A 15,907-nucleotide genomic window follows, 5' to 3' on the forward strand; every position below is an offset into this window, starting at 1 on the left:
AATTTATGGGTTCACGGACTGGATGCATCGCCGCCGCCTGCGCCAAGGCTCCTCGACGGCCCGACGCCGCAAGTCGCGGCGAAGCCCTGGCGTCGCGGGGTCACGGAGCATGACAGCGTCTATGACTTCACCGGCGCCGGCGGGCCAGCCACCTCGGCTGCCGCCGCTTCCTCCACCTTCTCCCGGTCCCCCGCCAGCACGCGCTGCACAGAGACGAAGAACACCGGCACCATCAACAGCGCCAGGATCACCACCGCGATCATGCCGCCCATCACGCTGGTGCCGAGCGCCTGCTGGCTGGCGCCGCCGGCTCCCGTCGCAATCGCCATTGGCAGCACGCCGCAGACGAAGGCTAGGCCGGTCATCAAAATCGGGCGGAAGCGCAACGAACAGGCTTCGACCGTCGCTTCAATCAGCGGCTTGCCCTGCGCGCGCAAATCCTTGGCGAATTCGATGATGAGGATGGCGTCTTTCGCCGCCAGGCCGATGATGGTGATCAGGCCGACGGTGAAGTAGACGTCGTTCGGCAGCCCCCGCATGGTCGCGGCAATCACCGCGCCGCAGATGCCGAGCGGCACCGTCAGCAAGACCGCAAGCGGAATGGTCCAGCTCTCATAGAGCGCGGCAAGCAGCAGGAACACCACCAGCACCGAGAGGCCGAGCAGGAACGGCGCCTGCGAGCCCGACAGCTTTTCCTGCAGCGATTGGCCGGTCCATTCGAAACCGAAGCCGCGCGGCAGCTTGTTGGCCAGCCGCTCCATCTCGGCGATGGCATCGCCGGAGGTGAAGCCGGGCTTGGCTTCGCCTGAGATGCGCACGGCGGGATAGTAGTTGAAGCCCGCGATCTGGGTCGGGCCCTTCGACCACTGGACCGTGGCGAAAGCGGAGAACGGCACCAACTGACCGCGGCTGTTCTTGACGTTGTAGTTGAGGATGTCGTCGGCGTTCATGCGGCTGGCGCGGTCGGCCTGCACGATCACGCGCTGCATCCTGCCGCGGTTCGGAAAGTCGTTGATATAGTTCGAGCCGAGATTGGTCGAAATCGTCTGATTGATGTCCTCGAAGGTGACGCCGAATGCGCCGGCTTTTTCGCGGTCGATCATCAGATTGACCTGTGGCGCCGGCGGCAGGCCCTCGACATAGACCTTCTGCAGGATGGGGCTGGCGTTGGCTTCCGCGATCAGCCGGTCGGATGCGGCAACCAGCGCCGGATAGCCCTTCTGGCCGCGGTCCTGCAGGCGGAATGAGAAGCCGGAGGAATTGCCGAGGTTGTCGATCGGCGGCGGCTGCAGCGCCGAGATCCTGGCGTCGCGGATCGACGAAAGCTCGCGGTTGATGTCGGCGACGATCGCGGCGGCGGAATCCTTTTTGCCCCGTTCCGACCAGTCTTTCAACGTGATGAAGGCCTGCGCGGTGTTCATGCCCTGGCCGAGGAAGCTGAAGCCGGTGAGGAACGTGACGTCCTCGACGCCGGCGCGATTGAGCAGATACTTCTCCACGGCCCCGACCGCCGCTTCGGTGCGGGCGTAGGAGGAGTCGGACGGCGTCTGCACGTCTGTCGTGATGAAGCCCTGGTCGTCGACCGGCAGGAAGCCGCCGGGCAGCCGGACGAAGGCCCAGCCGAGGCCGATGAGCAGCGCAGCGTAGATCAGCATCAAACGCCCGGTGCGCTTCAGCGAGCCCTGCACCGTGCGCGAATAGCCGCCACGGCTCGTCTCGAGCACGCGGTTGAACCAGCCGAACACGCCCTTGCGCGCATGGCCGTGGCCGGCCTCGACCGGCTTCAACAGCGTCGCGCACAGCGCCGGCGTCAGCGAAAGCGCCAGCAGCGCGGAGAAAGCGATGGCCGAGATCATGGTGACCGAGAACTGGCGATAGATGATGCCGACCGAACCCGGGAAGAACGCCATCGGCACGAACACGGCCATCAGCACCAGCGTGATGCCGATGATGGCGCTGGTGATCTGCGACATCGCCTTGCGGGTCGCTTCCTTCGGCGGCAGGCCCTCTTCCGCCATGATCCGCTCGACGTTCTCGACCACGACGATGGCGTCGTCGACGAGAATGCCGACCGCCAGCACCATGCCGAACATGGTCAGCATGTTGATGGAATAGCCGGCCGCCATCAGCATCGCACAGGTGCCGAGCAGCGCCACCGGCACCACGATGGTCGGAATGATGGTGTAGCGGATGTTCTGCAGGAACAGGAACATCACGATGAAGACCAGCACCACCGCTTCCACCAGCGTCATCAACACCTTGTTGATCGAGGCCTTGACGACGGGCGTGATGTTGTACGGGATTTCGTAACCGATATTGGCCGGAAAGAATTTTGACAATTCCTTCATCTTGGCTTCGACGGCGCTGGCGGTGGCAAGCGCGTTGCCGGTCGGCGACAGCAGCACCGAAAGGCCCGCCGTCGGCTTGCCGTTGAGCCGCGTGTTGAACTGGTAGCTCAGGCCGCCAATCTCGATGCGGGCGACGTCGCGCAGCCGCACCGTCGATCCATCCGGATTGGCGCGCAGCGTGATGGCGCCGAATTCATCCGGCGATGAGAGCTGACCCTTGACCAGCACCAGCGCGGAAATCCTCTGCTCCGGCGTGCTCGGCTCGGCGCCGACGCTGCCCGAGGCGACCTGGGCGTTCTGCGCCGAGATCGCCTTGTTGACGTCGTCGGCGGTAAGGCCGTAGCCGACCAGCTTGGCCGGATCGACCCAGATCCGCAGCGAACGTTCGGTGGAATAGAGCGTGGCGCGGCCAACGCCGGGAATGCGCCTGATCTCGCCGAGCACGTTGCGGATCATGAAGTCGCCGAGGCCGATTTCGTCGAGCGAGCCGTCGGCCGAATTCAGCGTAATGATCTGCAGCACGGCAGAGGAGGCCTCCTCGACCAGGATGCCCTGCTGGATCACCGCGCGCGGAAGCCGAGCCTCGACGCGCTTGAGTCGGTTCTGCACTTCGACCGACGCCGCACCCGTCTCCGTGCCGGGCACGAAGTTGGCGATGATTTCGACCTGTCCCAGCGAGTCAGAGGTAGATTCGAAATTGAGGATGCCGGAGGCGCCGTTGAGTTCCTCCTCGATCAGCCGCGTGACGCTGTTGTAGAGGTTCTCCGGCGACGCGCCGGGATAGCTGGTCGAGATCGAGATCGAGGGCGGTGCGATGATCGGATATTGCGCGACCGCCAGCAACGGGATCGAGATCGCGCCGATCAGGCAGATGAAAAGCGCGACCACCCAGGCGAAGATCGGCCGGTCGATGAAGAAGCTGGGCATGTCCCGGTCTCAGCGGGACGCTTGCGCTGCCGGTGCTGGCGGTATCGAACCAACCGAGGCATCCGCATCGATCCACGCCTCCGCCTTGACCTTGTCGCCGGCAACAAACTTCTGGAACCCGTCGACGATGACGCGGTCGCCCTCCTTGAGGCCCTCGCTGATCAGCCACACGCCGTCCTGCATCGGGCCGGTGCGGACCGGCTGCGTCGCGACGCGGCCGTCGTCCTTGACCACGAAGACTTCGCTGCCGCCGCCGGCATCGCGCTGGATCGCCTGCTGCGGCACGGCCATGGCATCGGAATCGATGCCCTGTTCGATCAGGACGCGGACATACATGCCGGGCAGTAGTTCGCGATTCGGATTCGGAAACTGTCCGCGCAGCGTGACCTGCCCGGTATAGGCGTCGACCTTGGCATCAGAGAACAGAAGCTTGCCGGGAATCGAATAGGCCGGACCATCGTCGAGCACGAGGCGGACCTTGGCCACGTCGGGCGCGATCCGGTCGAGGTCGCCGCTTTCGAGCGCACGGCGCAGCTTGTTCATCTCCGCGATCGATTGGGTGAAATCGGCGTAGATCGGGTCGAGCTGTTGGATCGTGGCAAGGCTGGTGGTCTCGTTCTGCACCACCAGCGCGCCTTCGCTGACCAGTGCGGCGCCAACGACGCCGCTGATTGGCGCACGAATCGTCGCATAATCGAGATTGAGCTTCGCGCGGGCGACATCGGCCCTGCGGCTTCCAACTTCGGCTTCAGCCTGGCGTTGGGCTGCGATGGCCTTTTCGTTCTCTGCCTCGGGCGCCGCGCGCTGGCTGGTCAGCGTCGCAATGCGCCGGGCGTGCTGGGTGGCGAGATCGAGCGCAGCTTCCGCCTTGTCCAGCGCGGCTTCGCTCGCCTGCAGTTCCACCTCGAACGGTTTGGGGTCGATCCGGTAGAGCGGATCGCCGGCCTTCACCTCGGTGCCCTGCTGGAACAGGCGCTCGACGACGATGCCCGAAACCCGCGCACGGACTTCCGAGACCCGGGTGGGTGCGATTCGGCCGGGCAATTCACGAACGATGGCGCGGGGCTGAGATCTGACGGTGAAAGTGCCTACTTCAGGCTCGGGCGGCTTTGCCGCTGCGGTCGCGGCGATCGGTTCATTGCAGCCAGCCAAAAGCGGCGCCATCGCAGTCAACATCACAATGATGCATGCCGATTGCGTTCGTAGTCCGGACATTGAAAGCATTGCCCCAGTTCAGGTTGGAAGGCGCGAGTTGAGCATTCGCGACGTTGTCGTACGAGTCTTGGGAACTCACGGTTGGTGGAAGATAGGATAGGGACAGGCTGCTGCGACGCAATACGATTTCGCGGCGGCCCAATGTCACACAACGCTATCACACTGAACTACCGCTCATTTTTCCAGATTCACTTGATTGTGAGACGGTTCCATTGCGTTTGGCCGGAAACAGACGGCCGGGAACCCGCCGTTTCGCTGCAGCAGATGACCGCGCGGGAGGCATCCGGCACGAATCGGTTAACTTCGGGCTAAGGCGCCTTGAGCCGGTAATGGCTGATGCCCCACTCGCTGCCACCGGCGTAACCGAACAGGCCTGCGGTGGCGAGCAGGAACCAGCGCCAGCGCCGCATCCACAGCGCAGTCTCGCCGCCATAGACCTTGCGAAGCACGCGCTCGATTTCGTCGCGATGTCGGTCGAAGTTCGCCAGCCGGTCCTGCACGTTGCGCTGACAATGCATGCCGCTCCAGCGCCATTCCTTTTCGACCCCGAACAGATCGGCATATTGCCGGATCAGATGCAACCGGCAGTCGCGATACCGCCACTGCTCCTGCACCACCCAGGCGCCCGCCATCAGAACCGGGAAAGATGCGGCAATGGCCAACCACGCCTCGGGATATAAGAACGTCATGAAAAATCTCGGTTGGACATCGAACCGTTCCAAAATACGCTGATGTCAAAGCCGGGTTTCGGGAAGATGTTCCACCACCGTCGGCCCGAAATCGCGGCTTGCCAGCTTTTTTCTCCAGCCCGCTGTGCCATATTGGCGCCAGCGCGGCTTTTCGTAACCGGATGACACCCCGCAAATGCCTTCAGGCCCCTCCTCCCGCTCCGAAATGGAGATCGAGCTGAGCAAACTGTCCTCGCCACGGATTTTCCTGGTGCGGATGCTCGTGTTCCTGGTGCTCTGCGCGCTGGTCACGGTCGTGCTCTACAAGCAGATCACCGTGGCGTTCTTTGCCAACCCTGGCCTTAACGCGCTGATCGGCGGGGTGCTCCTGATCGGCATCATCCTGTCATTCCGGCAGGTGGTTCGGCTCTATCCGGAGGTGGCCTGGGTCAACAGTTTCCGCATCGCCGATCCGGGGCTCGCAATCGACCGGCGCCCGACCCTGCTGGCGCCGATGGCGGCAATTCTCGGCGGCGAGCGTACCGGGCGCATGACGATATCGCAGCAGACCATGCGGCACTTGCTGGATTCGATTGCGACGCGGCTGGACGAAGCCCGTGATATTTCCCGCTACATGACAGGCTTGCTGGTCTTCCTCGGCCTGCTTGGCACCTTCTGGGGCCTGATCGAAACCGTCGGTTCCGTCGGCAAGGTGATCGACGGCCTGAAAGTCGGCGGCGATGCCGGCTCGCTGTTCGACACCCTCAAAGAGGGCTTGGCCGCGCCGCTCGGCGGCATGGGCATTTCGTTCTCGTCCTCGCTGTTCGGCCTCGCGGGCTCCCTGATCCTGGGCTTTCTCGACCTGCAGTCGAGCCAGGCGCAGAACCGCTTCTATACCGACCTTGAAGACTGGCTCGCCTCCACCGTGCGCGAATATGGCGATGGCAGTTCCGGGATCGGCGGTGAACTGCAGCATGCAATGGAACGTATCCGCGCGGTGGTGGAAGAGAGCGGCGGCAGCCGCAACACCACGGCGGCGATGGCCAATCTGGCCGAGGCGATCCAGGGCCTGGTTGCGCATATGCGCACCGAGCAGCAGATGATCCGCGAATGGGCCGACGGTCAGGGCGAACAAAACCGCGAGATCAAGAAGCTCCTGGAACGGATCGCCAGACAGCCCGAGAAGAGCTGAAGTGGAAAGTTCGTGTCCCGGACGCGGCGCAGCAGGCAAAAGCGCGTTTACGCGCGTCTTCGACACGCTATGGTGATGCGACGCAGAGCCGGGACCCAGCACGAATAGGTCCCGGCTCTGCGGCGCAGCGTTTCCACGCCGCGCCGCGTCCGGGACACGAGATTGGAGACGACAAATGGCCCTCGCCCGTGCACGCCGCAGTGAATCCGGTTTCAACTATTGGCCGGGCTTCGTCGATGCGCTGTCGACGCTGGTGCTGTCGATCGTGTTCCTGCTGTCAGTGTTTTTGGTGGTGCAATTCTTCCTGTCGCAGGAGGTCACCGGCAAGGACAAGGCGCTCGAACAACTCAACGCCAAGATCGCGCAGTTGAACGACCTGCTGTCGCTGGAAAAGCTCGGCAAGATCACGCTCGACGACCAGCTCGCGCAATTGCGCGCCGGCCTCGCCGCCGCGGAAGGCGAACGTGACCGCATCAAGGGGCTTTACGAGGGGTTGAGTGGTGCCGGCGACGCCCAGGGCCGCGCCAATGAGCTCAACAAGGCGCTCGAATCCGAAAAGGCGGTGAGCTCGCGCGCGCTCGCCCAGATCGAGGTGCTGAACCAGCAGATCAGCGCGCTGCGTCGCCAGCTTGCGGCGCTTGAGGAAGCACTGGAAGCCTCCGAAAAGCGTGACAAGGAATCGCAGGGACGGATTGCCGATCTCGGCCAGCGCCTGAACGTCGCGCTGGCGCAACGCGTGCAGGAACTGTCGCGCTACCGTTCGGAGTTCTTCGGCCGTCTGCGCGCCATTCTGGGCAATCGCCCCGATATCCGCATCGTCGGCGACCGCTTCGTATTCCAGTCGGAAGTGTTCTTCGATACCGGCCAGGCGGTGCTGCTTCCCGAGGGCCGCTCCGAACTCGACAAACTCGCCACCGCGCTGATCGATCTGGACAAGCAGATACCGAGCGAGATCGGCTGGGTGCTGCGGGTCGACGGCCACACCGACATGCGCCCGATCAACTCGCCGCTGTTCAAGTCGAACTGGGAATTGTCGTCGGCGCGCGCCATCTCCGTGGTGCAATATCTGGTTTTCCTCGGCGTTCCCGCGCAACGGCTGGTCGCCGCCGGTTTTGCCGAATTCCAGCCGCTCGATTCAGCACCCAACGAAGACGCCTACAAGCGCAACCGCCGCATCGAGCTGAAGCTGACGGAGCGTTGAGGTGATCGAGCCCGTCATTGCCGGGCTTGACCCGGCAATCCATCAAGAGAAGGGTTTCTCTAGTAGATGGATGCCCGGATCAAGTCCGGGCATGACGAGTATGTAGTATGAGCACCTCCTTCAATCTCCGCTTCTATCGCGCAGAGGATGAAGCTGCGGCAATCGCGCTGTGGCATCGCAGTTGGCAAGAAGCCTATCCCCAGATCGACTTCGCCTCGCGGCTGAAATGGTGGCGTGAGCGCTGGCGCAAGGATATCGTACCGAAGGCCGAGATTATGGTCGCGGAACAAGACGGCGCGCTAATCGGCTTTGTCACCGTCGACCGCGATGGCTATCTCGACCAGCTTGTGGTTGCACCGGAGCACTGGGGCACCGGCGTTGCGTACATGTTGGTCGACGAGGCCAAAGACCTCTCGCCGAAGGGCATCACGCTTCTGGTCAACAAGGACAACGCCCGCGCGATCCGCTTCTACGAGCGCAACGGCTTTGAACATGCCGGCGAGGATGTAAACCCGACGTCAGGCAGGCCGGTGTTGAAGATGGAATGGAAGGCGTAACACCCTCACCCAGATCGGCTACACGCCCTCGAACTGCAGCCGCGCCAATCGCGCGTACAGTCCGTTCGCCGCGACCAGCTCGGCATGCGTGCCCTGCTCGACGATCCTGCCCTGGTCCATCACCATGATGCGGTCGCAGGAGAGCACGGTGGCGAGGCGATGCGCGATGACGAGCGTGGTGCGGTGGCGCATCAGCTCTTCCAGCGCGGTCTGCACCAGCGTCTCGCTTTCGGCATCGAGCGCTGACGTCGCTTCGTCGAGCAGCAGTAGCGGCGCGTCACGCAGGATCGCACGCGCAATCGCGATGCGCTGGCGCTGGCCGCCGGACAGCGTCACGCCGCGCTCGCCGAGTTGCGCCTCGAAGCCGCCGGGCAGCTTGCGCAGGAATTCGGTGGCGTGCGCGAGATCGGCGGCGCGCTCGACCTCGGCGTCGGTGGCATCGGGCCGGCCGAAACGGATGTTTTCGCGCGCCGTGGCCGCAAACACCACCGAGTCCTGTGGCACCAGCGCAATCCGCGAGCGCACGTCAAGCGGATCCGCCGATTTGATCGGCACGCCGTCAAGCGAGATCGTGCCCTTGGCCGGATCGTAGAACCGCAGCAGGAGATGAAACAGCGTGCTCTTGCCCGCACCCGAGGGACCTACGATCGCGACCTTCTCGCCGGCCTTGACCGAGAGCGAAACCTGATCGATCGCGAGCACATCCGGCCGCGCCGGATAGGCAAAGCTGACGTTCTCGAACCCGACGTCGCCGCGCGCAGGCTGCGGCAGCGCGACGGGCTGCGGCGGGGCCGTGATCTGCGACTTGACCCGAAGAATCTCGAACAGCCGCTCGGCGGCGCCGGAGGCGGCCGAGACTTCGCCCCATACCTCGCTAAGCTGTCCGAGACCGGCGGCGGCGAACGCCGCATACAGTACGAACTGACCGAGCCGGCCCGGCGTGATCTGGCCGGTCAGCACGTCGTGCGAGCCGACCCAGAGAATCGCCACCACGCTGGAGAACACGATGAAGATGATGATCAGCGTCAGCACCGCGCGCGCCCGTGTCGAGCTGCGCGCCGCCTCATAGGCCTGTTCGACATCGCCGCCGAAGCGGGCGGTGGCCATCCGTTCGCTGGTATAGGCCTGCACGGTCCTGATCGCGCCGACCAGTTCGGAAGCGTACGCGCTGGCATCCGCCAGCGTATCCTGCGCGTTGCGCGACAGCCGCCGCACCCAGCGCCCGAAGGCGACCAGCGGGATCACGATCACGGGGATCGCCAGCAGCACGAAGCCTGAAAGCTTGGGGCTCGTGATCACCATCATGGTGGCGGCGCCGATGAACAGCATCATGTTGCGCAGCGCGATGGATACCGAGGCGCCGACCGCGGACTTGATCTGGGTGGTATCGGCCGTCAGCCGCGACACCAACTCGCCCGAACGCGCGGAATCGAAAAATGCGGGCGAGAGTGAGATCAGATGCGCGAACACGTCGCGCCTGACGTCGGCAACGATGCGCTCGCCGATCGTCATGACGAGGTAGTAACGCGACGCGCTGGCGGCGGCGAGCACCGCGACGACCGCGATCATGACGCTGAAATAGCTGTTGATCAGGGCGATGCCTTCGGGACTGAAGCCGAAATCGATCATGCGCCGGATGGCGATCGGCACGACCAGCGTGGTGATCGCCGCGACCGTCAACGAAATGAAAGCGAGCGCCGCACGCCCGCGGTAGCGCGCAACATAGGGCGCGAGCGCCAGCAGCGGGCGCAGCCTGGCGCCGGTCCTGGCCGGCGATTGCGTCAACTGGCGCTCGATGAAGGCCTCTTCCTCGAGCAGGGCGTCACGCGGCGGCGTGCCGCGGGGGGCTTCAATCTGTTCCACTGCGCTCATGAAATCCGACCCGTCTTTTCTGCCCCCAGATAGGCCTCCGCGCCCCCCTCTGGCAAATCGGGAGATTCCCAATCAGGACATATACGTAGCTTGTTTTGACAGGCTTCCTGAGCTATAGAGCCGGCAAATCCCGTATCCCCTGACAGTTGAGACGGGCGCCGGCGCGCCGAAGGATATGCCATGAAAGCCGAAATTCATCCGAATTATCATACGATTACGGTCGTGATGACCGACGGGACAGAGTACCAGACCCGCTCCACCTGGGGCAAGGAAGGCGACAAGCTGAACCTCGATATCGATCCCAAGTCGCACCCGGCCTGGACCGGCGGCTCGCAGCAGATCCTCGACCGCGGCGGCCGAGTGTCGCGCTTCCAGAAGAAGTTTTCGGGCTTCCTCAAGAAGGACTGAGGCCGTCCGGTCCTGCTTTCTTTGGGTTCAGAAATGCGAAACGCCCCGGTCAGCCCGGGGCGTTTTTATTTTGGTGCTGCGGCCTATCCTCATCATCGCGAGGAGCAAAGCGACGAAGCAATCCATCGCTCCGCATGCGCTGAGAGATGGATTGCTTCGCTACGCTCGCAATGACGGCGGAGAGAACCTTACTGCTCGAACGCCGCTTTCAACCTGTTGAGCTGCGGCACCAGCGGATTGCCGATCGGCCCGCGTTCCGCGGGCGCCGCGTGGATCGAGATATCGAGGCGACGGACCCGCGTCTGCAGGCTCATCGATCGCGCAATCAGATCCTGCAATTGCTGCGGGAGCTTCTCGATCATGTCCTGCGGCCCGGGATCGGCGGCCGTGAGCTTGACCTTGGTCTTTTCCCGATTGGCCTGGGTCAGCGTCATCTCGCCTTCCTTGACCGCGCGATGCAGCAACAGCCATGACGCAAGCTGCATCAAGCGGGTGGTCAGGCGCATGCTTTCGGTTGCGTAAGTAAGGCTGACAGAACGTTCGAGCGCCTTGGCTTCGGTGCGGCCGTCGCCATCGAGATAGGCGGCGGTTTCCTCGACCAGATCCATGCCTTCCCGGAAGAGAGTTCCGAACGCCACCGAATTAGTCAGCCGCTCGCTGAACAGAACGAGCGCGGATTCGCTTTGCGAACGGTCCGCCATGGTTAACGCCCTCACGCCACTATTTGCCCCAACCGGCTGTGAACCACCGGCTTATGATGAACAAATCATTGCTCGGGCGAAGTCGAGAGTCCAGCGGCAACCGGATTTATGGTTTCCAGCTCGTGGGGGCACAAAATAGCCGTGGAAAGCACAAAAAAGAGCCGCCGTTTCCGGCGGCTTTTGAAGTTGATAACAGGGAGGCGTCAAACAGAGTGGACAGGAGCCACTCGGTGTCCAAACGAGGACGATGACAGTCATAATCGAGAAAGCTTAACGGACCGTAAACGAACGATTTTCTTTAGAGATTGTTTGCCATGTCGGCCATTGGCCGAGTTTGTGATTGACTTCATCCACGGGTCGTCCCTGCGAACGCAGGAACCCATAACCACCGGCAGATGAAATTGAGGGAAAGTCGGCCAGCGGCCCTGCCACAAGATGGGGCCGCGGCGTATGGGTCCCTGCGTTCGCAGGACGACCAGGAATGAGCGCGCGTTCTAAAAATCCTACGATTTGAAGAAACTGTTCGCGGCGTCCTTTGACGCGCGCTTTTTGGTGACGGCCTCTTGCAGCCGCGCGATTTCCGAATTCAAGAGCGCGATGCGCTCCGTCAGTTCCTCGACCGAGAGCAGCGACAGGTCCTGGCCGATCTCATGGCTGATTTTCTTCCGTGGCTTGTCGTCGTCTTCGATGGCCATGCGTTTCCTCCTTTCGGCATTTCCCTGCAGATCTGGCCGTCCCTTCTCGCGGTTGCCAGCCGCAGCCGGGCTGGCTAATCAGAGGCTGCCTTCAATTCTCAGCCTTTCGCAAGGACAAATCATGGAAAAGCTGCCCGCGCAAATGACCGTCATCGGCATCAGCAAGCCAGGCGGCCCCGAAGTGCTGTTGCCCGAAACCCGCAGCGTTCCAGCGCCCGGCCCAGGCGAGATCCTGGTCAAGGTGATGGCGGCGGGTGTCAACCGCCCCGACGTTGCGCAGCGGTCGGGCGCTTACCCGCCGCCGCCCGGCGCCAGCGACCTGCCCGGCCTTGAAATCGCGGGCGAAGTGGTGGCGCTTGGCGAAGGCGCCAAAAAGCACAAGCTCGGCGACAAGGTGATGTCGCTGGTCGCGGGCGGTGGCTACGCCCAGTATTGCATTGCGCAAGACGCGCAGGCGATGGCGGTGCCGCCGTCGCTGTCGATCCAGGAAGCCGGCGCGATCCCGGAAACGCTGATGACCGTCTGGCACAATGTGTTCGAGCGCGGCGCGCTCAAGCCCGGCGAAACGCTTCTGATCCACGGCGGCTCGTCCGGCATCGGCACCATGGCGATCCAGCTTGCGAAAGCGTTCGGCTCCAAGGTGATCGTGACCGTCGGCTCTCAGGACAAGATCGACGCCTGCCTCAAGCTCGGCGCCGACCGCGCGATCAATTACAAGACCGAAGACTTCGTCGCCGTGGTCAAGGCGGAGACCAACAATGTCGGCGCCAACCTGATCCTCGACATGGTCGCCGGCGACTATGTCGATCGCAACTATGACGCTGCCGCGGTCGATGGCCGTATCGTGCAGATCGCGACGCTCAACGGCCCCAAGGTCACCGTCAACATTGCCAAGGTGATGGTGAAGCGACTGACCCATACCGGCTCCACGCTGCGCCCCCGTACTAATGCGGATAAGGCAGCGATGGTCGCCGCGATCGAGGCCAAGGTGATGCCGCTATTGCGCGAAGGACGTGTAAAACCGCTGATGGACAGCTCATTCCCGCTGGAAAAAGCGGCCGACGCGCACCGGCGGATGGAGACCTCCGCACATATTGGCAAAATTGTGTTGTCGGTCTAGCCGATCGCGAGCGAAGCGCGGGTGGAAACCCTTTGATTTGCTTCGCTTTCATGTCATTTATCGCGGCAACGCCGACCCCGTTCGCTGGGCCGGGAGAATCGTTGGTCGCGGAGTACTGACATTGCGTCTGATCAGGTGCCTTGCGCTATTCGCGCTGGGCCTCATGATTGTTATGGCCGCGCCTGCGGCGCATGCCATCGACGCGGTCAGCGTCCGCAGCGACGCGCCTGCCATCGATCTCACCGCAGTGCTCGACCATCAGCGCAGCGAAACCGATCGTATCCAGGTTTCGACAGCGCCGGGAACCGATGGCATCGTCCGCCGTATCGAAGTGCGCGCCCGCGAGGGCGGACAGAACTGGGTGGTGTTCGCGCTTGCCAACAATACCGACGACCAGCTCGATCGTCTGATCGTCGCGCCGCACTATCGGATCGTGTCATCGGGTCTGTTGTGGCCCGACCTCGGCCTGTCGCGCATCGCAACCATCACGCCATCGACCGGCGATCGTCCCGAGCGCCAGGAAAGCGCAACGGCCGACATCTTCCGCATCACGCTCGACCCCGGCGCCGTCATCACCTTCGTGGCGGAGCTGCGCACCGACAAGCTGCCGCAGCTCTATCTCTGGGAACCCGACGCCTACAAGGACAAGGTCAACTCGTTCACGCTCTACCAGGGCATCGTGATCGGCATTTCCGGCCTGCTGGCGCTGGTGCTGACGATCCTGTTCGTGGTCAAGGGCAGCATCATGTTCCCCGCCGCAGCCGCGCTGGCCTGGGCGGTGCTGGTCTATATCGGCGTCGATTTCGGCTTTTGGGGCAAGGTGCTCGACATGTCGAACAATGCCGAGCGCGTCTGGCGCGCGGCCGGCGAAGCGATCCTCGCAGCGACGCTGCTGGTGTTTCTGTTCGCCTATCTCAACTTGAGCCGCTGGCATGTGCGCTATTCCCACATCACCGTCGGCTGGCTGGCCTTCCTGGGATCGCTGGTAGCGCTGGCGCTGTTCGATCCCGCGGTCGCCTCGGGCATTGCGCGCATCTCGCTGGTCTTGATCGCCTTCGCCGGCTTTGCGCTGATCGTCTATCTCTCGACGCATGGTTTCGACCGCGCGGTGTTGTTGATCCCGACCTGGTTCCTGCTGGTGGTCTGGGTGATCGCCGCCGGCATGACGGTGGCGGGAAGCGTCACCAACGACATCGTAGGTCCGGCGCTGCTCGGCGGCCTCGTGCTGATCGTGATGCTGATCGGATTTACGGTGATGCAGCACGCGTTCGCCGGTGGCGGCGCGACAACCGGCATCGTCTCCGACATCGAGCGCCGCGCGCTGGCGCTGACCGGCTCTGGCGACCTGATCTGGGACTGGGACGTCTCAGCCGACAAGGTGTTCACCAGCCCGGAGACCGAAAGCCTGCTCGGGCTGAAGCGCGGCACGCTGGAAGGTCCGGCCGCAAAATGGCTGGAGGTGCTGCACCCGCTCGACCAGGATCGCTTCCGTGCCGCGCTGGACAGCGTGCTCGACCAGCGCCGCGGCCGGCTGGTGCAGGATTTCCGCCTGCGCACGCCTGACGGCCACTTCATGTGGTTCGCGCTGAAGGCGCGCCCGGTGGTCGGCTCCGACGGTGAAGTCTCGCGCGTGGTTGGAACGCTGACCGACGTCACCGAAATCAAGAACGCCGAAGAGCGCATGCTGCACGACTCCGTGCATGACAACCTCACCGGCCTGCCCAACCGCAAACTGTTCATGGATCGCCTCGGCGCGGTGGCGAATTTCGCCAAGAGCATGCCGAACCTGCGGCCGACGCTGATGGTGATCGACCTCGATCGCTTCAAGCAGGTCAACGATTCCGTCGGCATTGCGGTCGGCGACTCCATCCTGCTGACGCTGGCGCGTCGGCTGACGCGCATCCTGAAACCGCAGGATACGCTGGCGCGGCTGGCCGGCGACCAGTTCGGCCTGATCCTGATGTCGGAACAGGACCCGGCACGTATCACCGCCTTCGCCGAAACCATCCGCAAGACCATCCGCGCGCCGATCGCCTTCAACGACCGCGAGATCTTCCTGACCGCGTCCATCGGGCTCGCGCTGTCGGATCCGCAGACGCAATTGTCCGACGAGATCATCAAGGACGCCGAGCTTGCGATGTATCACTCCAAGCGCATCGGCGGCGACCGCATCGACGTCTACAAGCCGGCGATGCGCGCGCGAAAGACCGACCGCCTGACGCTGGAAAGCGAATTGCGCCGGGCCATCGAGCGGCAGGAAATCACCATTCTCTACCAGCCGATCGTACGGCTGGAAGATCGCTCGATCGCCGGCTTCGAGGCCCTGGCGCGCTGGGATCATCCCAAGCTCGGCCGGATGTCGCCGTCGGAATTCATCACGATTGCCGAGGAGATCGGCCTGATCGTCGATCTCGGCATGTTCGTGCTGGACCAGACGGCGCGGCAGCTCTCGGTATGGCAGCGCGCGATGCGCTCGCGCGAACCGATCTTCGCCTCCGTCAACGTTTCCTCGCGGCAGTTGCTGCGCCATGACTTGATCCACGATATCCGCACCGTACTGTCGCGCTCGTCGGTGGCGCGCGGCACGCTTAAGCTGGAGCTCACCGAGTCGCTTGTGATGGAGAATCCGGAGCATGCCGCGCAGATGCTGGCGCGCATTCGCGAACTCGGCACCGGACTATCGCTGGACGATTTCGGCACCGGCCATTCCTCGCTGGCATACCTGCAGCGCTTCCCCTTCGACACCATCAAGATCGACCAGTCCTTCGTGCGCACCACCAGCCGCGGCACGCGGCCGGTGATCCTCAAATCGATCATTGCGCTGGCGCATGACCTCGGCATGGACGTGGTGGCTGAAGGCGCGGAGACGGATTCGGATGCGGTCGAGCTCTATCAGTTGGGCTGCGAATACGCGCAAGGCTTTGCCTTCGGCGAGCCGATGGACGCCGACGCAGCGATGCGGCTATTGACCGAAGAACGGCTGGAAGCGGCGAGCTAATGTCT

Annotated in this window: 11 protein-coding genes and 1 pseudogene; 6 read left to right on the forward strand and 6 right to left on the reverse strand. The window is 63.5% G+C overall.

Annotation, left to right across the window (positions count from 1 at the left end; all coding sequences use genetic code 11):
* Nucleotides 1–119: 119 nt before the first annotated feature.
* The 3 genes and pseudogenes from V1290_RS15045 to V1290_RS15055 form a co-directional block, all read right to left on the reverse strand.
* A complete protein-coding gene (locus V1290_RS15045; protein WP_334365133.1) occupies nt 120–3,275 on the reverse strand; it encodes a multidrug efflux RND transporter permease subunit in 3,156 nt (1,051 codons plus the stop codon).
* 9 nt (nt 3,276–3,284) lie between these two features.
* On the reverse strand, nt 3,285–4,490 hold the full coding sequence (locus tag V1290_RS15050) for an efflux RND transporter periplasmic adaptor subunit (RefSeq protein ID WP_334365134.1): 1,206 nt from the start codon (nt 4,488–4,490) through the stop codon (nt 3,285–3,287).
* 308 nt (nt 4,491–4,798) lie between these two features.
* Nucleotides 4,799–5,065: pseudogene (locus tag V1290_RS15055) on the reverse strand (SAM-dependent methyltransferase); the annotation flags it as partial.
* Nucleotides 5,066–5,354: 289 nt separating this feature from the next.
* Between V1290_RS15055 and V1290_RS15060 the strand changes: the two are divergent.
* The 3 genes from V1290_RS15060 (at nt 5,355) to V1290_RS15070 (ending at nt 8,108) form a co-directional block, all read left to right on the forward strand.
* The gene (locus V1290_RS15060) at nt 5,355–6,350 is read left to right on the forward strand and encodes a flagellar motor protein MotA (protein WP_334365135.1); all 996 of its coding nucleotides are present in this window, start codon (nt 5,355–5,357) and stop codon (nt 6,348–6,350) included.
* Between the two features lie 175 nt (nt 6,351–6,525).
* Nucleotides 6,526–7,551 (forward strand): peptidoglycan -binding protein, encoded by a 1,026-nt coding sequence (locus tag V1290_RS15065; protein ID WP_028349258.1) that lies wholly within the window; start codon nt 6,526–6,528, stop codon nt 7,549–7,551.
* A 107-nt stretch (nt 7,552–7,658) separates the two neighbouring features.
* Complete coding sequence (locus tag V1290_RS15070; protein WP_334365136.1) at nt 7,659–8,108, forward strand: GNAT family N-acetyltransferase; 450 nt, start codon at nt 7,659–7,661, stop codon at nt 8,106–8,108.
* Between the two features lie 18 nt (nt 8,109–8,126).
* Here V1290_RS15070 and V1290_RS15075 read toward each other — a convergent pair whose 3' ends face one another.
* On the reverse strand, nt 8,127–9,980 hold the full coding sequence (locus V1290_RS15075; protein WP_334365138.1) for an ABC transporter ATP-binding protein/permease: 1,854 nt from the start codon (nt 9,978–9,980) through the stop codon (nt 8,127–8,129).
* A 180-nt stretch (nt 9,981–10,160) separates the two neighbouring features.
* On the opposite strand from V1290_RS15075, the gene rpmE reads away from it, so the two are divergent.
* Nucleotides 10,161–10,388, forward strand: coding sequence for a 50S ribosomal protein L31 (gene rpmE, locus V1290_RS15080; RefSeq protein ID WP_057833964.1), 228 nt, complete (start codon nt 10,161–10,163; stop codon nt 10,386–10,388).
* Between the two features lie 188 nt (nt 10,389–10,576).
* Here the strand turns inward: rpmE and rcdA are convergent, their stop codons facing one another.
* Nucleotides 10,577–11,089, reverse strand: coding sequence for a protease adaptor protein RcdA (gene rcdA, locus V1290_RS15085; protein WP_334365141.1), 513 nt, complete (start codon nt 11,087–11,089; stop codon nt 10,577–10,579).
* A 503-nt stretch (nt 11,090–11,592) separates the two neighbouring features.
* Nucleotides 11,593–11,784, reverse strand: coding sequence for a DUF1192 domain-containing protein (locus V1290_RS15090; protein WP_065726730.1), 192 nt, complete (start codon nt 11,782–11,784; stop codon nt 11,593–11,595).
* Nucleotides 11,785–11,905: 121 nt separating this feature from the next.
* Here V1290_RS15090 and V1290_RS15095 point away from each other — a divergent pair, with 121 nt between their 5' ends.
* Together V1290_RS15095 and V1290_RS15100 are read left to right on the forward strand one after the other, a co-directional pair.
* Nucleotides 11,906–12,904 (forward strand): NAD(P)H-quinone oxidoreductase, encoded by a 999-nt coding sequence (locus V1290_RS15095; protein ID WP_334365142.1) that lies wholly within the window; start codon nt 11,906–11,908, stop codon nt 12,902–12,904.
* Nucleotides 12,905–13,025: 121 nt separating this feature from the next.
* Nucleotides 13,026–15,902: an EAL domain-containing protein gene (locus tag V1290_RS15100; protein ID WP_334365143.1), complete on the forward strand. Its 2,877-nt coding sequence runs from the start codon at nt 13,026–13,028 to the stop codon at nt 15,900–15,902.
* The last annotated feature ends 5 nt before the right edge of the window (nt 15,903–15,907 follow it).

The sequence above is a fragment of the Bradyrhizobium sp. AZCC 1578 genome, from assembly GCF_036924675.1.
Lineage (GTDB): Bacteria > Pseudomonadota > Alphaproteobacteria > Rhizobiales > Xanthobacteraceae > Bradyrhizobium.

Bases quoted from the DNA above. Each gene is read 5' to 3' on its own strand.
- V1290_RS15045 (WP_334365133.1), bottom strand. From the start codon at position 3,275: ATGCCCAGCTTCTTCATCGACCGGCCGATCTTCGCCTGGGTGGTCGCG.
- V1290_RS15050 (WP_334365134.1), bottom strand. From the start codon at position 4,490: ATGTCCGGACTACGAACGCAATCGGCATGCATCATTGTGATGTTGACT.
- V1290_RS15060 (WP_334365135.1), top strand. From the start codon at position 5,355: ATGCCTTCAGGCCCCTCCTCCCGCTCCGAAATGGAGATCGAGCTGAGC.
- V1290_RS15065 (WP_028349258.1), top strand. From the start codon at position 6,526: ATGGCCCTCGCCCGTGCACGCCGCAGTGAATCCGGTTTCAACTATTGG.
- V1290_RS15070 (WP_334365136.1), top strand. From the start codon at position 7,659: ATGAGCACCTCCTTCAATCTCCGCTTCTATCGCGCAGAGGATGAAGCT.
- V1290_RS15075 (WP_334365138.1), bottom strand. From the start codon at position 9,980: ATGAGCGCAGTGGAACAGATTGAAGCCCCCCGCGGCACGCCGCCGCGT.
- rpmE (WP_057833964.1), top strand. From the start codon at position 10,161: ATGAAAGCCGAAATTCATCCGAATTATCATACGATTACGGTCGTGATG.
- rcdA (WP_334365141.1), bottom strand. From the start codon at position 11,089: ATGGCGGACCGTTCGCAAAGCGAATCCGCGCTCGTTCTGTTCAGCGAG.
- V1290_RS15090 (WP_065726730.1), bottom strand. From the start codon at position 11,784: ATGGCCATCGAAGACGACGACAAGCCACGGAAGAAAATCAGCCATGAG.
- V1290_RS15095 (WP_334365142.1), top strand. From the start codon at position 11,906: ATGGAAAAGCTGCCCGCGCAAATGACCGTCATCGGCATCAGCAAGCCA.